Origin of the sequence: Paraclostridium dentum (assembly GCF_048568265.1) — a bacterium.
Taxonomy (GTDB): domain Bacteria; phylum Bacillota; class Clostridia; order Peptostreptococcales; family Peptostreptococcaceae; genus Paraclostridium; species Paraclostridium dentum.
This window is the reverse complement of record NZ_CP183813.1, coordinates 1,691,956-1,715,079: the sequence shown is the minus strand read 5'-3', so window position 1 is coordinate 1,715,079 and position 23,124 is coordinate 1,691,956. Positions and strand designations below refer to the sequence as shown.

At 27.3% G+C, this 23,124-nt stretch carries 26 protein-coding genes and 1 riboswitch; of the genes, 21 read left to right on the top strand and 5 right to left on the bottom strand.

Annotated elements, in window-relative coordinates; translation table 11 throughout:
* The first annotated feature begins 11 nt into the window (after window positions 1-11).
* Window positions 12-189, top strand: a riboswitch (Lysine riboswitch).
* 108 nt (window positions 190-297) lie between these two features.
* The 11 genes from lysA to ACN6I1_RS07745 all read left to right on the top strand — a co-directional run bounded on the left by lysA (window position 298) and on the right by ACN6I1_RS07745 (window position 10,481).
* Entirely contained in the window at window positions 298-1,596 is a 1,299-nt protein-coding gene (gene lysA, locus ACN6I1_RS07795) for a diaminopimelate decarboxylase (protein WP_419741501.1), read from the top strand.
* Window positions 1,597-1,632: 36 nt separating this feature from the next.
* Entirely contained in the window at window positions 1,633-2,883 is a 1,251-nt protein-coding gene (locus ACN6I1_RS07790; RefSeq protein WP_419741500.1) for a dicarboxylate/amino acid:cation symporter, read from the top strand.
* A gap of 228 nt (window positions 2,884-3,111) precedes the next feature.
* Window positions 3,112-3,849, top strand: coding sequence for a TIGR02206 family membrane protein (locus tag ACN6I1_RS07785; RefSeq protein WP_419741499.1), 738 nt, complete (start codon window positions 3,112-3,114; stop codon window positions 3,847-3,849).
* Between the two features lie 129 nt (window positions 3,850-3,978).
* On the top strand, window positions 3,979-4,140 hold the full coding sequence (locus ACN6I1_RS07780) for a hypothetical protein (protein WP_158088024.1): 162 nt from the start codon (window positions 3,979-3,981) through the stop codon (window positions 4,138-4,140).
* 242 nt (window positions 4,141-4,382) lie between these two features.
* Entirely contained in the window at window positions 4,383-4,880 is a 498-nt protein-coding gene (locus ACN6I1_RS07775; protein ID WP_419741498.1) for an N-acetyltransferase family protein, read from the top strand.
* A gap of 108 nt (window positions 4,881-4,988) precedes the next feature.
* Window positions 4,989-5,369 carry a DUF2809 domain-containing protein gene (locus ACN6I1_RS07770; RefSeq protein WP_419741497.1) on the top strand — a complete coding sequence of 127 codons (381 nt, stop codon included), beginning with the start codon at window positions 4,989-4,991 and terminating at the stop codon, window positions 5,367-5,369.
* Window positions 5,370-5,556: 187 nt separating this feature from the next.
* Window positions 5,557-6,636, top strand: coding sequence for a M24 family metallopeptidase (locus ACN6I1_RS07765; RefSeq protein ID WP_419741496.1), 1,080 nt, complete (start codon window positions 5,557-5,559; stop codon window positions 6,634-6,636).
* A 132-nt stretch (window positions 6,637-6,768) separates the two neighbouring features.
* A complete protein-coding gene (locus ACN6I1_RS07760) occupies window positions 6,769-7,359 on the top strand; it encodes a class I SAM-dependent methyltransferase (RefSeq protein WP_419741495.1) in 591 nt (196 codons plus the stop codon).
* A gap of 11 nt (window positions 7,360-7,370) precedes the next feature.
* Window positions 7,371-7,889, top strand: coding sequence for an ECF transporter S component (locus tag ACN6I1_RS07755; protein ID WP_419741494.1), 519 nt, complete (start codon window positions 7,371-7,373; stop codon window positions 7,887-7,889).
* A gap of 160 nt (window positions 7,890-8,049) precedes the next feature.
* The gene (locus tag ACN6I1_RS07750) at window positions 8,050-9,162 is read left to right on the top strand and encodes an NADH:flavin oxidoreductase (protein ID WP_419741493.1); all 1,113 of its coding nucleotides are present in this window, start codon (window positions 8,050-8,052) and stop codon (window positions 9,160-9,162) included.
* A 107-nt stretch (window positions 9,163-9,269) separates the two neighbouring features.
* Window positions 9,270-10,481, top strand: a complete 1,212-nt coding sequence (locus tag ACN6I1_RS07745) for an NAD(P)/FAD-dependent oxidoreductase (protein ID WP_419741492.1) — start codon at window positions 9,270-9,272, stop codon at window positions 10,479-10,481.
* A 70-nt stretch (window positions 10,482-10,551) separates the two neighbouring features.
* Here ACN6I1_RS07745 and ACN6I1_RS07740 read toward each other — a convergent pair whose 3' ends face one another.
* Window positions 10,552-11,664: an alanine racemase gene (locus tag ACN6I1_RS07740; RefSeq protein ID WP_419741491.1), complete on the bottom strand. Its 1,113-nt coding sequence runs from the start codon at window positions 11,662-11,664 to the stop codon at window positions 10,552-10,554.
* Window positions 11,665-11,864: 200 nt separating this feature from the next.
* Between ACN6I1_RS07740 and ACN6I1_RS07735 the strand changes: the two genes are divergently transcribed.
* The 8 genes from ACN6I1_RS07735 to ACN6I1_RS07700 all read left to right on the top strand — a co-directional run bounded on the left by ACN6I1_RS07735 (window position 11,865) and on the right by ACN6I1_RS07700 (window position 18,620).
* Window positions 11,865-12,419 (top strand): helix-turn-helix domain-containing protein, encoded by a 555-nt coding sequence (locus tag ACN6I1_RS07735; protein WP_419741490.1) that lies wholly within the window; start codon window positions 11,865-11,867, stop codon window positions 12,417-12,419.
* 28 nt (window positions 12,420-12,447) lie between these two features.
* Window positions 12,448-12,918 carry a methylated-DNA--[protein]-cysteine S-methyltransferase gene (locus ACN6I1_RS07730; RefSeq protein ID WP_053831901.1) on the top strand — a complete coding sequence of 157 codons (471 nt, stop codon included), beginning with the start codon at window positions 12,448-12,450 and terminating at the stop codon, window positions 12,916-12,918.
* Between the two features lie 87 nt (window positions 12,919-13,005).
* Window positions 13,006-13,386 carry a DUF134 domain-containing protein gene (locus tag ACN6I1_RS07725; RefSeq protein WP_053831902.1) on the top strand — a complete coding sequence of 127 codons (381 nt, stop codon included), beginning with the start codon at window positions 13,006-13,008 and terminating at the stop codon, window positions 13,384-13,386.
* Window positions 13,387-13,502: 116 nt separating this feature from the next.
* The gene (locus ACN6I1_RS07720) at window positions 13,503-14,186 is read left to right on the top strand and encodes a polymer-forming cytoskeletal protein (RefSeq protein WP_085281841.1); all 684 of its coding nucleotides are present in this window, start codon (window positions 13,503-13,505) and stop codon (window positions 14,184-14,186) included.
* 21 nt (window positions 14,187-14,207) lie between these two features.
* Window positions 14,208-14,930 (top strand): polymer-forming cytoskeletal protein, encoded by a 723-nt coding sequence (locus ACN6I1_RS07715; protein ID WP_419741489.1) that lies wholly within the window; start codon window positions 14,208-14,210, stop codon window positions 14,928-14,930.
* Between the two features lie 10 nt (window positions 14,931-14,940).
* Window positions 14,941-15,564: a DUF4004 family protein gene (locus ACN6I1_RS07710; RefSeq protein WP_419741488.1), complete on the top strand. Its 624-nt coding sequence runs from the start codon at window positions 14,941-14,943 to the stop codon at window positions 15,562-15,564.
* 318 nt (window positions 15,565-15,882) lie between these two features.
* Window positions 15,883-17,274 carry a TldD/PmbA family protein gene (locus tag ACN6I1_RS07705; RefSeq protein WP_419741487.1) on the top strand — a complete coding sequence of 464 codons (1,392 nt, stop codon included), beginning with the start codon at window positions 15,883-15,885 and terminating at the stop codon, window positions 17,272-17,274.
* A gap of 2 nt (window positions 17,275-17,276) precedes the next feature.
* Window positions 17,277-18,620, top strand: a complete 1,344-nt coding sequence (locus tag ACN6I1_RS07700; protein WP_419741486.1) for a TldD/PmbA family protein — start codon at window positions 17,277-17,279, stop codon at window positions 18,618-18,620.
* A 56-nt stretch (window positions 18,621-18,676) separates the two neighbouring features.
* On the opposite strand, the gene ACN6I1_RS07695 is transcribed toward ACN6I1_RS07700, so the two are convergent.
* The 4 genes from ACN6I1_RS07695 to ACN6I1_RS07680 all read right to left on the bottom strand — a co-directional run bounded on the left by ACN6I1_RS07695 (window position 18,677) and on the right by ACN6I1_RS07680 (window position 21,488).
* Window positions 18,677-19,129, bottom strand: a complete 453-nt coding sequence (locus ACN6I1_RS07695; RefSeq protein WP_419741485.1) for a hypothetical protein — start codon at window positions 19,127-19,129, stop codon at window positions 18,677-18,679.
* A gap of 867 nt (window positions 19,130-19,996) precedes the next feature.
* Window positions 19,997-20,320, bottom strand: coding sequence for a hypothetical protein (locus tag ACN6I1_RS07690; protein WP_419741484.1), 324 nt, complete (start codon window positions 20,318-20,320; stop codon window positions 19,997-19,999).
* Window positions 20,321-20,414: 94 nt separating this feature from the next.
* Window positions 20,415-20,870: a hypothetical protein gene (locus ACN6I1_RS07685; RefSeq protein WP_419741483.1), complete on the bottom strand. Its 456-nt coding sequence runs from the start codon at window positions 20,868-20,870 to the stop codon at window positions 20,415-20,417.
* Between the two features lie 162 nt (window positions 20,871-21,032).
* Window positions 21,033-21,488: a hypothetical protein gene (locus ACN6I1_RS07680; protein ID WP_419741482.1), complete on the bottom strand. Its 456-nt coding sequence runs from the start codon at window positions 21,486-21,488 to the stop codon at window positions 21,033-21,035.
* A 387-nt stretch (window positions 21,489-21,875) separates the two neighbouring features.
* On the opposite strand from ACN6I1_RS07680, the gene ACN6I1_RS07675 reads away from it, so the two are divergent.
* Both ACN6I1_RS07675 and ACN6I1_RS07670 read left to right on the top strand, forming a co-directional pair.
* Window positions 21,876-22,253, top strand: a complete 378-nt coding sequence (locus ACN6I1_RS07675) for an NUMOD3 domain-containing DNA-binding protein (RefSeq protein WP_419741481.1) — start codon at window positions 21,876-21,878, stop codon at window positions 22,251-22,253.
* Window positions 22,254-22,523: 270 nt separating this feature from the next.
* The gene (locus tag ACN6I1_RS07670; protein ID WP_419741480.1) at window positions 22,524-23,123 is read left to right on the top strand and encodes a hypothetical protein; all 600 of its coding nucleotides are present in this window, start codon (window positions 22,524-22,526) and stop codon (window positions 23,121-23,123) included.
* The last annotated feature ends 1 nt before the right edge of the window (window position 23,124 follow it).

Below are 23,124 nucleotides of genomic sequence, written 5' to 3'. Positions count from 1 at the left end.
ATAAATTGAATACGAATTGTAGAGGTCGCGATAATAATCAGTACCAATAATGAGTTAAGCAACGAAGAATTATTGGGAAAGGGATTGTTGCCGAAGGATGTAGCTGATGCTTTAAGGCTATGTACCTGGGGATGTATATAATATATGCATAACTGTCACAATATTAAATTGTGTTGAGCTACATTTAAGGAATAGATGCTATATATTTCTAGCTAAATTTTAATCCCCCTTAAGTGAAACTTAAGGGGGGTTTTTGTTTATAAAAAATGATTAATACAAAATAGGAGGACTTAAGATATGAAATTACAAGGTACTATGTCAGTAAAAGGAAATGAATTATATATAGGTGGAGTTGGATGTAAAGAACTTAGAGAAACGTATAAAACACCACTTTATGTATTTGATGAGGAGTTAGTTAGAAACAATTGTAAAGAATATATAAAACATTTCAAGGTCAATGAAAATAAAAACAGAGTTGCATATGCAGGTAAAGCATTTTTACCAATGTATATGTGTAAATTAATATCTGAAGAAGGCTTATATCTTGATGTAGTATCAGGTGGTGAACTTTTCACAACGCATAAGTCAGGTTTTCCTATGGAAAAAGTATTATTTCATGGAAATAATAAAACAATAGATGAAATTGAAATGGGAGTAAATCTTGGAGTTGGGAGATTTGTTGTAGATAATTACTATGAATTAGAGTTATTACAGAACATTTGTGAGCAAAAAAATAAAATTCAATCTATATATTTTAGAATAACACCAGGAATAGAAGCACATACTCACGATTATATAAAAACAGGACAAATTGATTCAAAGTTTGGATTTGCATTATCAAATGGAGATTTACAAGATGCATTAGAAAATATTAAGAAATATGAAAATATAAACCTAGTAGGATTACATGCTCATATAGGATCTCAAATTTTTGACGTAGAGCCATACTTAGATGAAGTTGAAATAATGATGAACCTAGTAAAAGAAATAAAACAACAACATAACATAAACATAGAGGAAGTTGACTTAGGAGGAGGTGTAGGTGTTTATTATACAGAGAGTGATGAACCTAAAACAATAAAAGAGTTTTGCAGTGCAATAATAAAAAAAGTTGACGATGTATGTAAAGATATAAATATAAGTGTTCCAATATTAATAATAGAGCCAGGAAGATCAATAGTTGCAAATGGAGGTAGCACAATATACACAGTTGGATCTATAAAGGATATAAAAGATGTAAGAACATATGTAAGTGTTGATGGTGGAATGACAGACAATATAAGACCATCATTATATCAGGCAGGTTATGAATGTTCAATTGGCAATAAAATGGGTATAGAAAAAAATAATAAAGTTACAATAGCTGGTAAATGTTGCGAAAGTGGTGATATACTAATAACAGATGTTGATGTTATGGATATAGCAAGTGGAGATATATTAATAATGTCATCAACTGGAGCGTATGGATATTCAATGTCATCAAACTACAATAAAATAATAAAGCCTGCAGTAGTATCTGTTAAAGATGGCAAAAGTAAATTAATATGCAAAAGAGAAAGCTTTGAAGATCTTTTAAGATTAGAAATCGCTGACTAAAGGTAAAAAATTAAATAAGACACAAAGGAGAAAATAATGAAGTCATTTTGGAAGAATTACAAATCATCAATAATCTTAATTTTAGCAATTATATTAGGGGGAATCGTCGGAGCTATAATGGGCGCTAAGGCAGCCATATTTAAGCCAGTAGGAGACTTATTTTTAAATTTATTATTCATGACATTAGTACCATTAGTATTTTTTAGTGTAACTTCAGCAATTTCTAATATGGGAGAAATGAAAAGATTAGGAAAAATATTAAAAAATATAGTTTTAGTATTTGCAATGACTGCTATAATATCATCTATTATAGGTATAATTGGAGTTATAATTATCAATCCAACAAAAGGATTAAATCCAGATATGTTTGCAAATTTAATGCAAAGTTCGGTAGAAAAAGTAGATACAGAAAAAGTTGGATTATTACAGCAACTTGTAAACACAGTTACAGTAAGTGATTTTAAAGATTTATTATCAAAAGCAAATATGCTACAACTTATTATATTCTCAATTTTAGTAGGTATAGCAACAGCTATGGCAGGAGAGATTGCAAAACCTATAGCTACCTTCACTCAAGCAGGTGCTGCAGTTATGATGAAATTAGTAAACTTAATAATGAAGTTAGCGCCTATAGGATTAGGATGTTATTTTGCAAGTGTAATAGGAGAATTAGGACCACAAATATTATCAGGATATGCTAAAGTCTTTGTATTATATATAATTCTAGCAGCTATATGCTATGCAGGGATATTCACATTATATGCTTATATAGCTGGAGGAAAACATGGAGTTGAAGTGTTTTGGAAAAATGCTATAGCACCTACAGTTACGGCTTTAGCAACTTGCTCTAGTGCAGCATCAATACCGGTTAATTTAGATGCTAGTAAAAAAATGGGAGTACCAAATGATATAGCAGAAACTGTAATACCTCTAGGTGCAAACATACACAAAGATGGATCTGTAATAGGTGGAGTTTTAAAAATAACTTTCTTATTTGGATTATTTGGAAGGGATATAACTAGTATATCTGCAATAATTTCTATAGTATCAGTATCTTTCTTAGTTGGAGCGGTTATGGGTGCGATTCCAGGAGGAGGTATGATGGGAGAAATGTTAATATTAAGTGTATATGGATTCTCTCCAGAAGTACTTCCTATAATAGCGGTAATTAGTACTATAATAGATGCACCAGCTACAGTTTTAAACTCAACTGGTAACACAGTATGTTCTATGATGGTCGCTAGACTGGTAGAAGGAAAAGAATGGATGAAAACAAAGTTAAGCTAAAATAAAAATAAACTTATATATGAATTTAAAGCCTCTATTATTTAATAGAGGCTTTAAAAATATAAGGGTACTTTTATATTAAAATTTATATATAGATTATTAGGATATTAAATTATTACATACACCATGTAACAAAAAAGTTTTTAATTCTTACAAAATTGACATTTGATAAATGTATTTTATGTATTTATAATATTGAAGGGATAAAATTAGATTAAGGAGACATTTATGAATAAACTTCATTATTTTTTTAGAACTTCAATAGAAAGAAATAACTTTTCTAACTTTGGAGTTATACATTTAATACTGTTAGGGATAACTTTGCTTGGGATAGTAACTATCATTAATAAGAAAAGAGAAAATAGATTATTTGAATTATTTATAGGAATAGCGCTATTAATTCAACAAATAACATTATATTTATGGTACTTTAGAGGAAATTACCATTTTGTACAGGAAGGATTGCCTCTATTTCATTGTAGGATAGCTATAATTTTGATCTCCATTGGTATGATATTTAAAAAAGATTTCATGATGAAAATGGGATCATACTGGGGCGTATTTGGAGCGATTTCAGCACTATTATTTCCAGGGCTTGATCCATTTGTTTTTCCTCATATGACTCAATTTTCATATTTTATAGGACATATTTTGTTGCTTTGGGGATCTATATATTTACTAACTGTAAAAAAGATAGGTATGAGTAAATCAGATTTTAAGAAAGTATTTATTATAACTAACTTATATCATATAGCTATGTTTAATATAAATAATTTAATAAATTCAAATTATGCATATATGAAGTCATCTCCAATTGGAATAGGTAATAAATTAAATCCAATTTTATATGGATTTATAGTTATGATGATATTTAATTCGATTTTAAGTTTAGAGTATTTTGTTCTAAATAAGAAAAAAGAATCTGTAGTAGAAGAATGCTATGAAATGGAATTAATAAAAATATAAAAACCAAAATATAAGCCTATAGAAAAAAAATTTTAGTATATACTTAGAGTATGGAGAAAAGATTTTTTCACAATTATACTAAATTTAGAATAGATAATATTAACTACACTTATTATTAGGAGAATGGTCATGCAAGAAATAAAAAATGCAATTATATTATTACTACATTTTTTTGCTTTTTTAACTTTATTTTATTTACTTTCAGCACAATACATGGTTGCAATAATGCTATTAGGACTAGCGTTACTTGGATTTAGTGTTATAAAATATAGTAATAATGATGTGAAATAGTATTTGCTAACTTAACTAGATTTAGGGAAAGATAAGGGAATTAAAAATAAACTTAAAAAAGTAGGAGCATTATGCTTCTACTTTTTTTATTTATATAGCTTAGCAATAAAGTAGTATTTTTTTGATATTAATATACATAGAATTAATATACATAGAATTTAAATATATAAAAGTTTAAAAAGTTATAAATTGGTACAAGCTTAAACCATCGAGTAGGTAAATCCAATATGGGAGGATGAATAATGAAATATTCTATAAGAAATATAGATTTGGAAAGCGATAAGGATTTTATATTACAAAGTCATTGTAAAATTAACTTTAAATGCGAAAGTAAATGGATAGCTGAATGCGGATATGATAGTTATAGATCTAAGTGGTTTTCAACAGAGAATCCCAGTAAATTTTTAAAAGCTTTAACAAAAAGTTTAAAAGAAACTAGAGCATTAGGGCTAATAGTTCAAGATGGAGTAAAGAAAATAGGATATTGTTGGGTTAGCTTTTATGATATTAAGGACTATGATATATCAATAGCAGAGATTAATGATATTTTAATTATTGATAGCTATAAAAATAAAGGAATTGCAAGTTTTTTAATTGAACATGTAGAAGGACAATGTAAAATAAATGGAGCGAAAGTTTTAAGATCGGGAACTGGTATAAATAATTTAGCATCTATAAAACTACATGAAAAACTAGATTTTCAAACATATAGGGTAGAGTTTGAAAAAGTTTTATTATAGAGGTTACTAAAATAAAATGTAAAATAAGGTTAAAATAAGGTAAACTTATATTAACCTTATTTTATTATAAAATACTATTTAGGTAAATCTAATTCAGGAGTAAGCAAAATGAAAAAAAGGTTAAGGTACCTAGTAATCACAATGTTTATAATGATTATGGGACTATTATCAAGAAAATACATGAATATCTTTCCTAAAGCTATTGCTCCCTTTGTAGGAGATATGTTATGGGCTATGATGGTATATTTTGGATTGAGATTTTTAATTCCAAAATTAAAATTAGTAAAAACTTTAACACTAGCTATAATTTTTTCTTTTTCTATAGAAACAAGTCAATTATACCAAGCTGAATGGATAAACAATATAAGAGCTACAACTCTTGGAGGGTTGGTATTAGGACATGGTTTTTTATTTGAAGACTTAATCAGCTATAGTTTAGGTATAGTTATTGGATGTTTATTAGATTATTTTTTATGTGATAAGAGATAATAAAATATTTTATAAAGTATAAAATTGATATTTAGATGTTCAGTATGTGTCACATTTATGAAAAATTCATGGTGAATATCTAAAATCAAATATATTTCATTCTTATGAAAACGTTACACAATGAGATTGACAATTAGCACATAAAAAATATACAATTTAAGTATAGCTAAAAAAGGGGGACTGCGATATGAATAAGATAGAAAAATTAGTTAAATTACTAGAGGAAAAAAATTTAGATGCAATTTATTTAACTAATGATCAAAATGTTAATTACATATCAAATTATAATGATGAAGATGCATTTGCAATTATATCTAAAAAAGGAAATTTTTTGATAACTGATACTAGATATATGGAGTTGGCAGAAAGTCTTTGTAAAGGGTTTGAATTAGTTAATTGGCATTTGTTTGACAGAAACATAGGTAAAGCAGTTGAAGATGTATGCTTAAAAAATAATATAAAAACATTAGGGTTTGAAGGATCTAGTTTAACATTTGAAAAATATGAAGCTTTTAAATCTCAGCTAGATAAAAGTGAAATAAATTTAGTGTGTTCAGATGGGCTTATAGAAGAATTAAGATATGTTAAAAATCAAGAAGAAATAGATAATATAAAAAAAGCTTGTGAAATAGCAGATAAAGCATTAGAAGAATTAATTCCACATATAAAGGTTGGAGTTACAGAAAGAGAATTAGCAGCTAAATTGGAATATTTTATGAAAATGAATGGAGCGCATAATTTAGGATTTGATACGATATTAATATCAGGAGCAAAAACATCTCTGCTTCATGGAAAACCAAGCGATAAAAAGATTGAAAGAGGAGATTTATTGCTTATAGATTATGGGGCAATGTACAATGGATATAGATCTGATACTACAAGAACTTTTATAGTTGGTGAAGCAAATCAAAAGCAGATAGAATTATATGAGTTAATAAAAGCAGCTCAACTTGTAGGAATAGAGAATATGAAAGATGGTGTTCATGCAACAGTTCCAGATGCTAAAATTAGAGAAGTTGTTAAGGAGTATGAACAATATTATTATAGAGGGTTAGGACACGGTATAGGTAGAGGTTTACATGAAGAACCTTTCTTAGGTAATTATGGTACAAAAACTCTTAAAGAAGGCTGCGTTGTAACTATGGAACCTGGGGTATATTTCCCAGGATGGGGAGGAATTAGAATTGAGGATACTGTTTTAGTAACAAAAGAAGGACCTCAAATATTAACTAAATTTCCTAAGGAATTAATGATATTGGATAAATAAAATTTTTTTGGATTTTTAAATTGACAAGCATAAATTAAAATCACTATACTTATAGTAAATAAACATTTGAAAATGAAGTCATGAAGGCTTTTAGCCTTCATGGCTTTTTTTGTATTTTAAAAGGGGGATAAAATGAATCAAGTAGAGTTTTTTAACCAAATAGCTAAAGAATGGGATAGTATAATTGAAGTGAATGAGGAAAAAATCAATACACTATTATCAAAATTAAACATAACTGATAATAGTAAAGTATTGGATATAGGAACAGGGACAGGGGTATTAATACCTTTTTTAAAATCATTAAACCCAAATGGATATATAAAGGGTGTAGATATTTCAAGTGAAATGCTTAACGTATCTAGAGAAAAATTTAGAGATATTGAAAAGGTATCTTTTGAATTAGTAGATGTAGAGAAAGCTGTAATAAATGAAACCTATGATAGTATTGTTTTATACTCTATGTTTCCGCATTTAAAAGATAAAACAAATACTATTAAAAAACTAGTTGAAAAAAATTTGGAAAAAAGTGGACAACTTATAATAGCACATTCAAACAGTAGAGCGTTTTTAAACAATATGCATAAGGAAAAAAATGAGTGTGTAAGTGAAGATAGATTAATATCAGTTATTGAGCAAAGGTGTTTATTTGAAAAAGCAGGACTTAAAGTAGTAGATGCTTTTGAAGATAATGAGATTTATTACTTAGTTATAAAAAGATATTAGGGGGATTTAAAATGAAAAGTAAAAATGTAGTTTTATCAGGTCTTTTTATTGCGTTTGGAATAATTTTACCTATGGTATTTCATACGATTAGCTTAGGAGGTCAAGTATTTTTACCTATGCATATACCAGTATTAATTGCAGGTTTTTTATTAGGGCCAGTTTGTGGAGGAATAGTTGGAATAGTTACACCTATATTAAGTGGTATCATGACTGGTATGCCACCTATAATACCAGTTATGCCTATAATGGTATTCGAACTTTTTGCATATGGAATTATAACTGGTTTTTTATTTAATAAAACTAAAAAAATATATATATCGTTGGTAGGCGCTATGATAGGTGGTAGATTATTTGCGGTACTAGGAGCGTATTTAGTTTCATTAACTATAGCTCCACAAGTAAATCCTATGTTATTTGTATTTGGCAATATAGCACAAGCTATACCAGGTATGTTAATACAAATAATCTTTATACCAATTATAGTTAAATTTATGATTAAAAATCCTGAAATTTCAAAGGCTTTAGCTTAATAAAATAAAAAAGTACATCTATAATTATAGAGGTACTTTTTTATTTTAGAATATATATACTTTAACGCTTACGAAAAAGTGCGTACTTTTATTAAAAAAGTAAACGGCCTATAATAATTTACATATTAAATCAATACAAATAAAATTTTAGGAGGAAGAAATGAAGACACTTTTTGATAAAACCAAAATATTGAATATGGAAATGAAAAATAGATTTTTAAGGGGAGCTTTATGGGAAGACTTAGCAGATGAGAAAGGTCATTTAACTCCTGAATTAATATCTATATATGAAGAATTAGCAAAAGGAGGTGTAGGAACTATAATAACTGGATATGCATTTGTTACTAAGGATGAACAGCCAAATCCAGGAATGATGGGTATATATGATGATTCATTTATACCAGAGTATAAAGATTTCACACAAAAAATTCATAATTTAGGATCTAATATAATAATGCAAATAGTTTATGGTGGATTTATGACTAATTTTAATGTTGGAGAAAGAACTATTTGGGGACCTTCAACTATTAAAAATGAAAATACTGGAACATGGGCAAAAGAAATATCTAAAGAAGAAATAAATTATTTAATAAATTCATATGCAAATGCAGCTAAAAGGGTAAAAGAATCAGGGTTCGATGGAGTTGAAATTCATTGCGGTCACGGGTATTTACTAAGCCAATTTTTATCTTCATACTATAATAAGAGAGAAGATGAGTATGGAGGGAGTATAGAAAATAGAGGAAGAATAGTCTTTGAAATATATAAGTCTATGAGAGCTGCAGTAGGTGAAAATTTCCCTATATTAATAAAGTTAAATTCAGCTGATTATGTAAGTGAAGGTGGATTAACACAAGAGGATAGCTTATATGTAGCAAAAAAGTTAGCTGATTTAGGAATTGATGCTATAGAAGTAACAGGTGGGAATGAGTCTATAAAAGAAGTAACAGAAAATAATTTAGGTGCAGCAAGAACAAAAATCGTTGTTTCAAAGGATAGAGAATCTTACTTTAAAGATTATGCTAAAAAACTATCTGAGTTAGTAAACATACCGGTGATACTTATAGGCGGAAATAGAAATTTAGATATAATGGAAGATATATTAAATAAAGATTATGCACAATATTTTTCACTATCTAGACCATTAACTGCAGAACCTGATTTAATAAGTAAATGGGAAAGTGGAGAAAGAAAAAGAACTAAATGCGTATCTTGTAATCAATGTTACAATACTCCTGGTAAGAGATGCATCTTAAATATAAGAGGTCTTTAATTTCGCTTAACAAAAAGAAATGATTATCCTACTTTAGATTTATTTTAGGAATTTAAAAAATGATTAAGGATAAACTAAAATAATAATTAAAAAGTAGGAGTGAAATTATGCAAGAATATGTAAAAGGAAGTCCGATTTTTACAAATATAAATAATACAGATAGACAATATAAATATTTAACAAAAAATATAGAAACAGATGTACTAATAGTTGGTGGTGGCGTAACTGGAGCTATATGTGCGTATTATTTAAATAAAAATAATATAAATACTACACTAATTGAAAAGGGAAGAATTGGACACTTAAGTACAAGTGTTACAACATCTTTACTACAATATGAACTTGATGATAATTTATCTGAACTTAAAGAAGCTCTATGTTTAAAGGATGCAATAAAAGCGTATAAGTTAGGATTAAAAGCATTAGATGAAATAGAAAATTTTATAAATGAGCATGGAAATTTTTGTAATTATATAAAAAGAGATACTCTATTATATACATCTAAGCAAAGTGAAATAAAAGCTATAGAAAGCGAGTTTAAACAAAGAAAAGAACATGGACTTAATGTAGAGTATATAGATAAAAGCAATAATCCATATAGCTTTGATCTTAAAGCTGGAATAATATCAAAAAATGGAGGGGCTGAAATTGATCCATATAAATTTACAAACCAACTAATTGAAGTAAGTCAAAAAAATGGTCTAAATGTATATGAAAATACAGAGGCAAAAACTATAAATTATATAAATGATGGAGTAGAAATAGAAACTTGTTATGGATATAAAATTAAGGCAAATAAAATAATTGTTGCTACAGGATACAACACTACTTTATTTACTAAAAGAAATTTTTCAACTAAATACACTACATTTAATATAGCTACCAAACCAATTGAAATCATACATGGATGGAAAGATAATATTTTGATAAGGGATAATTGTGATCCATATAATTATTTAAGAACTACTGTAGATAACAGAATGATTATAGGTGGCGAAGATGTAGAGTTTAAATATATTGATGACAATAAACTAGCACAAGAAAAATATGAAATACTAGAACAAAGACTTAAGTCTATGTTTAAAGATATAAAAGATATTGAAGTTGAGTATAAGTATTGTGGATGTTTTGCTACAACTAAAGATAACTTGGGATTTATAGGGCCAGATCCTAAACATAAAAACTTATGGTACTGCTTAGGGTATGGAGCAAATGGAATATTATTTGCTATTCTTGGTGGTATTATGCTTAGCAAACTTTATAAAAATGAAGTTGATGAAGATATGAGATTATTTGAAATAAGCAGATTTGACAACTAGATATAAAAAGAAAAAATATGGCAGATAGTATATACTATCTGTCATATTTTGATTTCACTTATAATTTATATTACAATATAGGCTTTTTAGCATTTCCTCTTACATCAATATCTATTATCTCTACTACGTCTTCACCTCTATAACCAACAAGATAGCTAGTCATATTAGCACAAGAACAAGAATGGTTAGGTATTATTTGAATTTTATCTCCAACCTTTAATGTAGTGTCTCCTATTATTTGAATTTTTCCAACTTCTTCTGAAAGACCTATTATATTAAGTTCATCATGTCCTTTAACTTTTCCAAATCCTGTTATTAACGCACTTCCGTGAGCTCCTTTATCAAGGCCTAAACACTTACTTCCTACATCAACTATAAATAAATCTTCACTTGGCCTAGATATTATAGTTCCAAGAGCTGTTAAAGAACAATCATCTTCTTTACATATATCTAATGATAATTGTATATTATCGTAGAATGGATAGTTACCAGGTCTTAAAACATCAAGACTAGGATCGCTTACTACATCAAAGAATGTAGGCGTGCTTCCAGATGCAACTACATCTATTTCAAAGCCATTAGATTGTAAAAGTTGTTTAGCTGTACTCATACGCTCAACTTCTTGCTTAGATATAGGTGATACTTCTTCAGGTGAAGATACTGCATAAACATGACCAGGATGTGTACTTATTCCTATCAATTTTAAGTTTTTAAATTGAGATAATTCTTTAGCTAAATTAGGTGAATTCTCAGGAGTAACACCTAATCTATTAAGTCCTGAATTTATTAATATGAAATATTCCATATTCATATCTTCTTTGACTAATTCATCGTTCCATAATTTAGCAGATTCAACATTATCAAAGCTAAGTATTATTCTTGCTTTTTTAGATAGTTCTATAGCTTTTTTAATGTTAGAAACGTTTGCTATTGGATAAGGAAATGTTATTGCTGTAATTCCTGACTCTACAAAAGCTTCTGCTTCATCAATTGTGCCAACTAAAAGTCCTTTAGCACCAAAATCTATTTGCATTTGAGCTAACTTAGTTGATTTATGAGTTTTTGTCATAGGCCAAAGCTCTTTATTATTTTTGTTACAAAGGTCTTGAACTATTTTTAGATTATTTTCTAATGCATCTAAATCTAATATAAAGTTTGGTGTAGACAATTCATTTATTTTCATATTTAAAATCTCCTTTAATTAATAAAAAATTAAGTGTAGTTTAATTTATTTAAATAAAATTAACTTATATTTAATTTATATCAAAGGATAATGATAAAGTCAAACAAAATTTCAAAAAAACAAAAAGAAATATATGTCTTGAAATTTAAACACAATTAATATAATCTAAAGTTAAAATAATAAATAAACGGAGAATACATATGAGCGATGTTAACATAGGAGAAAAAATAATAGAATATAGGAATCAAAAGCAAATGACTATAAAAGAGGTTGCACAGATTGCAGGAGTAACACCGTCAATGCTTAGTCAGATAGAAAGAGGATTGTCAAATCCATCTATAAATACTTTAAAAATGATAGCAAAGGCATTAGAAGTTCCTCTATTTAACTTTTTTAAAGAAAATAAAAATAGCGAGCAATTAGTAGTAAGGAAGGATAAAAGGGTAAAACTTACATTTCCAGAAAATAATAACTTAATGTATGAGATGCTGTCTCCTAGCTCTAATGGAGATATACAGCTTATGTCTATGGATCTAACTCCAAGTACACAAACTTCAGAGGAATTAATGGATCATATAGGAGAAGAGGTTGCTATAGTTTTAGATGGGACAGTAGATCTACATTTAGAAAAGGAAATTATAACTTTATATAAGGGTGATAGTGTAAAAATACTTCCTCACATGAGACATAAATGGGTAAACAGTTATGAAAAAACTTCTAAAATTATATTTGCAGTAACACCACCAAGTTTTTAATAAAAATTATAAATGGAGGTATTTTGATATGGAAAAATTGTATTATGGATATTATAAATCACCTATTGGAAATTTAAGAATAGTAGTTGATGAAAGTTCTTTAGTAACCTTAGATTTTAATGAAGATGAAAAGAAACAAAGTGATGAACATGGCTATATAAAAGAAGTTAAGAAGCAGTTAGATGAATATTTTAAAGGAACAAGGAAATTATTTGATTTAAATATAAAAATAAATGGAACGGATTTTCAAAATAAGGTATGGAATGAGCTTACTAAAATACCATATGGAGAAACTATATCTTATAAAGAATTAGCAAGTAGAATAGGAAACGACAAAGCTTGCAGAGCTGTAGGAAATGCTAACAATAAAAATAAGATAAGTATAGTTATACCTTGTCATAGAGTTGTGGGATCTAATAAAAAACTTGTAGGATATGCAGGGGGACTTGAAAAAAAAGAATGGTTGATAAACCACGAGAATAAAGTTACAAATGAGTAAACATACATTAATCACCCTATTATAAAAATATACATACTATAAAGTATATTTGCTAAATTAAAATTTTTATAGGGGATGAAAATCATTATGGAAATCGAAAAAGACATTTGTACTGTAGACCTCAAACTTAGCAAAAAGGAAATTGAAGCAATAAAACTTAGAGATATAGAAGATTTAAAACCTAAGTTATGCGCTAAAAAAATGAATTTAAAGATAGATGAATTTGAAAATATATTAAATAATGCAAGGTATAAAATTGCAAAGGAAATTTATTATAATAACTGCATAAAAATAGTTATAGAAGAAGAAATTAAAGAAGAAGATACATTATATTTTACATTTAGATGTGCTGTTTGCGGGACTATATACAAAATTAATGGGTATGAAGATAAAATAGCATGCCCATTATGTTTGAGCAATAAAGTTATGAGTGCAAAAGAAGCTGGATTTTATAAAAAAAGTTACTAGTATTTACTAGTAACTTTTTATTTTTTAAATTTTAAAAATAAGATTGTTGACAATGTAACATTGTTTCGTTATACTCAACCTATAACAATAAAACAATGTTACAAAGGAGTGCTAAAATGGATTGTAATAATAAAATATTAAATATAAATGGATATAGCTCATGCGGTGGTGGTGAATTTCAAGAAGTTAAGATTTCAGGAAAAGGTAAAATAAATAACGATATTAAATGTGTCAAATTAAAAATATCAGGAAGTGCAAATATTGATGGAAATATAAATTCTGAAAATATTAGTATATCGGGCATCTTAAAAGTAAAAGGAAATGTAAATGCTTTGAATACACATGTGAGTGGGTTAATTAATGTAGACGGTGGGTTTAAAGGAAATGAGTTAAATTGTGATGGAAGTTTTACCGTGAAAAATGATATAGAATGTGAGTCTGTAGTTTTAAACGGATCATTAAATAATAAAAGTTTTATTAACTGTGAAAACATTGAGATTAATTTACAAGGATTGTCGGTTTGTAATGAGATTGGAGCATATAAGGTGAGTATATATAATCATAATAGTTCAAAATCTTTATTTAAATTATTTTTACCTAAAAAGTTTAAAGAAAACAAACTAGAAGCCAAGATAATAGAGGCTGATGAAATATTTTTAGAGAGTTGTTGTATTGATAATGTCAAAGGTAAAAATGTAAAAATAGGTTCAAATTCTTATATAAATGAAGTTGAATACTCAGAAAGTATTGAAATAGACCCAAGTTCTAAAGTGGAAAAAATAATAAAATGCGAAAAGTAAATATATATTAGGAGGAAGCGGATGAACAATAATATAACAATAGCAGGAGCTGGATATATAAGTGAAGGTAGCTATGAAAAAATAAAAGTAATGGGAAGTGCTACTTCAAGTGGAAATATAAGCACTGATATACTAAAAGTAAATGGAGATGCTAGATTCAGTGGAAATGTGTATTCAAAAGAAATGAAGGTAAATGGAGATACAGTTATAGATGGAGATTGTAAGATTGAAAATTTAGTTGTAAATGGAGATTTATGTGTTTTTGGCGCACTTGAGTGTAACAATGTTACAATAAGAGGGGATTTAAAAGTTAATAAAAATCTAAATTCAATTTGTATGAAAGTATATGGGGATTTAATAGTAAAAGAAAATATAGAAGGTGAAGATATAAATATATATGGACGAATTAATTGTGAAGGATTGTTAACAGGAGAAAATATATTTATATTTCCAAAGGGAATAAGTAAATGTAAGGAAATAGGAGCTACTTATATAGAGGTAGACAAACCTAAAAATATTGGATTTGGAAAAGTCAAATTTTCTCTTGGGTATGGATCTATGGGTAAATTGCAGTGTGATATAATTGAAGGAGATTCAATTAAAATTAAAAATACAAGAGCAAATCAATTAAATGGAAATTCTATTGACTTAATTAGCAATTGTGATATTAATATAATAGAGTATAATGATAATTTAGAAATTGGTTGTGATTGCAAAGTTGGAAAACATATAAAGATAGGTTAGGATAGTGATTATGGAAGAAAAATTAATTTCAAAAAAAGACTTATTAATAGAAACAGGTATATCTTATGGGCAATTATATAGATGGAAACGAAAGAATATTATACCCGAAGAGTGGTTTATAAAAAAATCAACATTTACAGGACAAGAAACATTTTTTCCAAAAGATAAAATAATAGAAAGAATAAACTTGATACTTTCTATGAAAGAAGGAGTATCATTAGATGATATTGCAAATATGTTTACAGAAAAAAAAGATAATAAACAATTTAATATAGATTATTTAATAGAGAAAAATGTTATTTCAAATTATTCGAAAGAAGTTTTTGAATCTCTATATATAAATAAAAATATAATAGAGAAGAAGGAACTTTTAATTTTATCAATTATAGAGAAAAATATAGTAACATCGGTTATAACTATGGATGAATTAAAAAGCATAACGGAGATGCTAGATGAAAAATTTTCTGAGATATTCAATAGCAACGGAAAAATTTATCTATATAGAAAACTAGGGATTCCATTTGTCATAGGATGTGAAGGCGAAAATAACATATATATAGATAAAAGTATAAAAAAGATTTTAGAAGTGGATATAGTAAAAGAAATTAGCAATATAAGCTTAAAATTAGTTTAAATTAGTATATAAATATAAAAAGATGACCTAATTATAGGTCATTTTTTACGCTTAAGTAAATTACACTTACTAAGAAATTGGTATAATTTATGGAAAGTAGTTAAATCGATATATTATTTTATGAGAGTAAAAAAGTTTTTTGAGCAAGGACGAAGTCGTTTGAGTAACGGGACACGAGTTTACCGAGTGGACGTTGACGATATGAAATTTGAGCGACATGAGAGAATCGAATTTTTCATATAATTTTTTTCACGTGATTTAGATTGAGTGTAAACTATGATATTATTAAATTAATAGTAAAAAAATGGGAGGAATAATATGATTTCAAAAGAAGTAGCCTCTAAAATATTATCAAAGTGTTTGATAACAGGTGGAGATTTTGCAGAAATATTTGAAGAAGATACGATAAGTAACTCAATAGGTATAATAGATAACAAAGTTGAAAATGCACTAGGTGGAAGAAGTTATGGAATAGGAATTAGGATTTTTAAAGGATTGAAAAGTGTTTATGCATACACTAATGACAATTCAATTTCTTCATTATTAGATACAGCGTATAAAGCAGCACTAGCACTAGGAAATTTAAATGAAGAAAAAACTATAGTATTAAATAATAGTATAAAGTACAAAGATATGCATCCCATAAAATTATATCCAAATTTAATAGATTATAAAGACAAAATAAAAGTAATGAAGGAAGCATATAAAAGTGCAAAAGATTATAGCACCGATATTTCTCAAGTAAATGTAACTTATTTAGATAAAGATCAAAAAATACTAGTAGCTAATACTGAAGGTATATATGTAGAAGATAGACGTATAAGAACGAGACTTGGTATTAGTGCTATTGCATCAAAAGGAAGCGAGAATCAAACTGGGTTTGAAGGTCCTGGAAGAGCTATGGGATTTGAAATGTTTGAAGAAGTAGATCCAGAGTATTATGGAAAAGAATCTGCTAGAACAGCATATACTATGTTACATGCTAAAAACTGCCCTGCTGGTAAAATGCCTGTTGCAATAGATAATGGATTTGGGGGAGTAATATTCCACGAAGCATGTGGACACTCATTAGAAGCTACATCAGTAGCAAAAGGAAACTCTGTATTTTCTGGTAAATTAGGTGAACAAATTGCATCTTCAAAAGTTACAGCAATTGATGATGGAACATTAGCTAATCACTGGGGATCTAGCAATGTGGATGATGAAGGAAATTTAACTCAAAAAAATACATTGATCAAAAATGGTATTTTAAATTCATATATGATAGATAAGTTAAATGGTAGAAGAATGAACATGGAAGCTACAGGAAGTTCTAGAAGACAAAGTTACAAGTATGCACCAACTTCAAGAATGACAAATACATACATAGCAGCTGGAGAGGATAAAGAAGCCGACATAATAAAATCAATTGATAATGGACTTTATGCAAAAAAAATGGGTGGAGGATCTGTAAATCCAGTAACAGGTGAGTTTAACTTTGCAGTAGCTGAAGGTTACCTTGTTAAAAATGGAGAGATTAAAGAACCTGTAAGAGGAGCAAGCTTAATTGGAAAAGGTAGTGAAGTACTTATGAATATAGATATGGTGTCTGATAACCTAAAGCAAGCTCAAGGTATGTGTGGTTCATCTTCAGGTAGTATACCAACAAATGTAGGTCAGCCTATGATAAGAGTTAAAGAAATTACTGTAGGTGGAAGATCGGAGGAGTAATTATGGAATTTAATATATTTAAAGATCAGTTATTTGAAAGAGCTAATCAAGAAGGTTTTACAGATTGCGAAGTTTATTATTCTGATGGAGAAAATATAAGTATATCTGTTTATGAATTTGAATTAGAGAAATATAATATTGATAAGTATATAGGGCTTTCATTTAGAGGATTAATAAATGGTAAGATGGGATATTCGTATACTGAAATTTTAGATGAAGAAGCCATAGATATGTTAGTGAAAAAGGCAAAAGAAGGAGCTGTATCTATAGAAAACACAGATGTACAGTTTATATATAAAGGTGATGAAAGTTATAGTGGGGTTAAAACTTACTCAGAAAAACTAGAAAATATAGATCCTGCTGAATTGATTGAAATAGCTATAGATTTAGAAAGACAAACAAAAAATTACAGTAATAAGGTTATTAATTTAAGTGGATGCAAAGTATCATACAGTTCATCAAGAAGCTTAATTAGTAATACCAAAAATCTTAATCTAAGTAATAAGAGTAACTTACTTATGGCATATGTAATTCCAGTTATAGAAGATAGTAATCAAAAGCAAGATGGAATGGGATATCAATTAGTTGAAGATATAAAAGATATAGACACTAAGAAAATTGCATCAGATGCAGTAAATGAGGCATTTTCTAAAGTTGGGGCTAAATCTATAGAATCAGGTAACTATAAAACTATAATAAATAATGAAGCTATGTCATCTTTACTTGAAACATTTAGTGATGTGTTTAGTGCAGAAAGTGCCCAAAGGGGAATGTCATTACTTAAAGATAAAGAAGGTAGTAATATAGCTTCTGATATTGTTACAATAGTAGATAATCCATTATTAGACAATGGATTATCATCAACACCATTTGACGATGAAGGAGTTGCAACCTATAAAAAAGATATAGTTAAAGATGGAAAACTAATAACTTTACTTCATAACTTAAAAACTGCACACAAAGCAAATACAAAAACTACAGGAAATGGGTTTAAGTCATCGTACTCATCAGTTGTAAGTGTTGACCCAACTAATTTCTATATAGATAAAGGGAAATCAACTTTCGAAGAACTTGTAAAAGAAGTAAATGAAGGTATAATAGTAACTGACTTTGCAGGTCTTCACTCAGGAGCAAATTCAATTACAGGAGATTTTTCTTTAGCTGCAAAAGGGTATTATATAACAAAGGGAGAAAAATCTTATCCTATAGAACAAATAACTGTTGCAGGAAACTTTTTTGAATTAATTAAAGATATTGAAAATATAGGAAATGATTTGAAATTCCCATTAAGTAATATTGGATCACCATCTGTTATAATTAAGTCATTATCTATAGCAGGAAAATAAGTAAAATAAAAAGCACTTAATAAATTAAGTGCTTTTTTTATAAAAATATATTAGGGTTACTTTGAGTCACTTATAATTTTTCTTAAAGTAGTAGAAGAATTATAACCAACTGAAAAAGCACTTACAGCATTGATTAAATCATCTCGGTCTTCGGTTTTTAAAAAGTCTTCAGATTTTATTAAAGAAAGGTTATAAAAACTTAAAATGGCCTTAACAGCTAAAATTGTAGTATCATCTTTCTTTGATAGTGAAGATGATTTTGAATTCAAGTTTTTAATCAATGCATCTAAAATTCTAATTTGTTGTTTTGCAGAATCTTCATTAAGTTGATCTTTTAATATGGTATTCATGAGCATATACATATTATTATCTATTAAATCTAAATCTTTAATCAAGTCTTGAGAGATAGAACTAGGGGTTAAACATTCAAATGCTGAAACAAAATTTAAATTACAAGTTAAAATAGTTAAAGTCATGATTATTATAATTTTAATTTTTTTGAAATTCATATGTCCACCTCTTTTTATATTATAAGTCTAAGATTACTTTTTATTTTCATATTTACTCATGATTTTCTAAAAATATTAAAAATAGTATAATTTGTATAAAATGAATTTATAGAATTTATTAAATATTATATGTAAATATTGAAATAATATAATGTTGTAAAAACTTAACAAATTGTATTGTTTATATAAAACTTTTTATGAATTAATTTGAATGAATAAATAAAAATATAATTGAATATATATATTAAAAAGAGTGTGAAAGGATGCCTAATAATAAGAAGAAACAAAAAAATAAAATGAATATTCAGCTAGTAACTGCTCAATTAATTCTATTAGCAAGCATTTTAGATCTTCTAAAAGTGATAATAGAAAAATTTTTATAAAATGTTTCTTTTTAAATGGGCACTTAATTTTTAAATTATGAAGAAAGAATCTAAAATATTGATAATTGCATTTATTATATTTATAATTAGTTTATTAATAAGATTTATTTAGAAATTTAAACAATAATGCAAATAATACTAAAACAAAAACATAACTTAGATTATGATTGAAAGCGCTCCTTATAGGTAGTGCTTTTTTATTGTAATAAAAAATTTATAAAATATATAATTAAAAAATTAATTTACTTACCTAAACATTATATTTCTTAAGTTAACAGAAGCGGTATAGCCCATTGAAAAAGCATTTGTTGAACAAATTAAATCATCTAAAATTTTGATTCTATACATTTTTTAGCCTATAGCTATAGATAATAAATATTATGAGACAGGAAACTAAATTAAATATTAGGTGAGTTTGTTAGAAAAGAAAACGATAAAGATGCTCTATAAGAGCATCTTTAATCTAGTATGTTAATCAGCATTTTTATTTAGTGGGATAAATATAAATAGAACCTCCTCCGACTATTACTATTCTAAACTCAGGTGTAATTTTAACTAAATTAAATTTTTCAGAGTTTGGTTGAAATCTAATAGATTGAACTAAAACCTGATTTTCATCGAATACTTGAAGATAAGCACCTTCAGTTTGAGAAACATTTTGAACCATATATTGATTGTCTTGTGAAAAATTTAAATCTGCAACCTTATATATACCTTCTTTAAATACGTTAAGAGCATGAACAGTATTACTAGATACACTTAATAAAAAGCATGAAACCAATAAAAGTGCAATTATTTTCTTTTTCATAATTAAACCACCTTTCTAGTATAGTTTAACTAGTAAAAAGATAAATATTCGATAATCAAAATAGCAAAAATTAACTAAATATAAAAGCGGGATATTATTTTCCCGCTCTAAATACTATTTTTCTCAAATTAACTGAAGAAGTATATCCCATTGAGAAAGCGTTTATAGAACTGATTAAATCATCCGAGTTTTTTGAATACAGATATCTATCAGCTTCTATTATAGATAATTTATAAAAACCTAATATAGCTTGTAAAGCTGCAACAACATCAGATTGTTCTTTGGATAAACCAGAAGCTTTTTCAGTTAGGTCATATATTAATGAATTTATAAAACTAATTTGTCTTCTAGCTTCATTTGTATCAAAGTTTTCTGAAGAAATGGATTTTATCAATATATACATGTTACCATCTAAAAAATCTAAATCTCGACCAATGGATTTAACATATGGATCATATGGTGGAGAGCTAAGAGCAGAAGCAGTATTTATACTACTTGAAAAAATAAGTACAGTCATAAAAAATAGAATACTTAGCTTCTTTAAATACATAATGCACATCCTTTTTTATCAGTAGTATATGTAGAAACATTCAAAATATAGGATATTAAAAAATATAATGATTTTTAGGATATTGAATGTAAAAGAAATATTATTAGTATATATGTTAGAAGCAGTTATATCACGAACTATATAAATTAAAAAAGCGGGATTTTATTTTCCCGCTCCACCTATAATTTTTTCTAGTTCTTTTGAAGCGCTAGAAGCTAGTGAAAATGCATTAATAGCATCAATTAAATTGTCAGGATCTTTAGTTTCTAAATATGATTGTATTTTCATCAAAGATATTTTATAAAAATTTAGTATAGATTGAATGGCTAGTATAGAATCAGTATCTTCTTGAGGAAGTTTTGAAACTTTTATATTTAAGTCATTAATTAAAGTTTCTATAAATTTAATGCTTTTATTAATCTCATTCTCTTTATAGTTTCCCATAATGACAGCTTTAGTTAACAGGTACATATCATTATCGACTCTTTCTAAGTCTTGAATATATTGATTGCTAACTGAATCTGGGGCGGTAACTATAAGAGCATGAGTAAAGGTTATATTGCTTGTAAATAAAATTAAAGTTATAGCTAAAACGATACTTAATTTTTTAAAAAGCATATCTACACATCCTTTCTAGAATAGTATGTGTAGTATCAATAAACTATAATGATGAAAAATTTAACAAAAGAAGTGTAGTAGAGAATTAGATTTGCAAAAAATAAGAAGGCTAGAAAAAATCTAGCCTTTATAGGTAAAAATGTGTTTATCACGATGATATTACTCAGAAGGTTAAATATATTATTTGCAGTTTTAAAAATAGATATTCAAAAAAGTTAGGAGATTGATATGAAAGTTAAATTTACAATGGAAAGTTGCAAAATGCATATGATTTCTATGGTAAAGAAGCTTTTATTTTCAAAACAATTGATGAAATAGAAACAGATGATATTATGGAAGCTTTGGATTTAGAACATTTTTATATAATGGAATACGATTCTTATAGAAATGGTTATAATAAAAGCATTGGATATGACAGAAGCACATCAATACAATTTACATCTGAAAGGCAACCAATACTCTAAAGGTTGCAAGAAAAATGAAAAGCATAAACAGTTAATATCTAAAGTACATAAAAATAAAAAATTGAGTGATGAAACAAAAATAAAGATATTTAAAGCCAGAAAAGGAAAGTACAAAGGAGAAGAAAATCCTTTTTACAATAAGCATCATACTCAAGATACAATAAATAAAATAAAAGAGAACGTTAATAAAAGTAAAATATTATGCATAGAAACTAAAAAGGTTTATGAAAGTATTAGCGAATGTTCAAGGGATATTAATATAGACAGATCTAATATAAGTAAAGTGTGTAGAAGTGTGTAGAGGTGTATCTAAAAAAGCGGGTGGGTATACATTTAAATATATAGATTAACAAGCTAATCAATTACCAATCCTAGAGGAAACTTTAGGAAGGTTTAACGACTAGATAAAGTAAGCCAAGTAAAACACACTCATAGAGTGTCTTTTTATATGAAGAAATATCCACGAAATCCGAGTCCCTAACGTAAAGTCGAGGGATATGAGATAGTCTGAACTGAGTATGAATTGATATACTGTAATGCGAGGAAACTCCAAGAACTATAGAATAACAATTTGTTATGGGTAGTAGCAGAAGGTATTATATACTACTCTATGTTTGATAAAGAGAAGCATGTTGTTAAAGCTTCTGATTACAAATATAAAGAGTATTATATTTCATGTGACTATGGTACTCAAAATGCTACAGTGTTTGGATTGTGGGGGAAAACTTTTGATGATAAGCATGTAATGATTAAAGAATATTACTACTCTGGAAGAGACACAGGTGTTCAAAAAACAGACTTGGACTTTTCTAATGATTTAAAAGAATTCACAAAGGATTATAAAATTAAATATGTAGTATTAGACCCTTCTGCAGCTTATTTTAAAGCTCAGCTAATAAGAGATAAATTTAAAGTATTTCCTGTTAAAAATAGCGTTCTTGACGGAATAAGACTTGTAGCTAGTTTACTTGGACAATACAAAATATTATTTGATGAAAGTTGTAATGAAATCTTTAAAGAATTTAGTTCTTATGTATGGGATTATGAAGCTTGTAAAAAGGGTGAAGATAAAGTTGTAAAAGATCATGACCATAGTATGGACCAGGTTAGGTATTTCGGTACAACTGTAATTAAAAATAAAGGCAAAGATAAAAAGACATTAAAAAGATAGG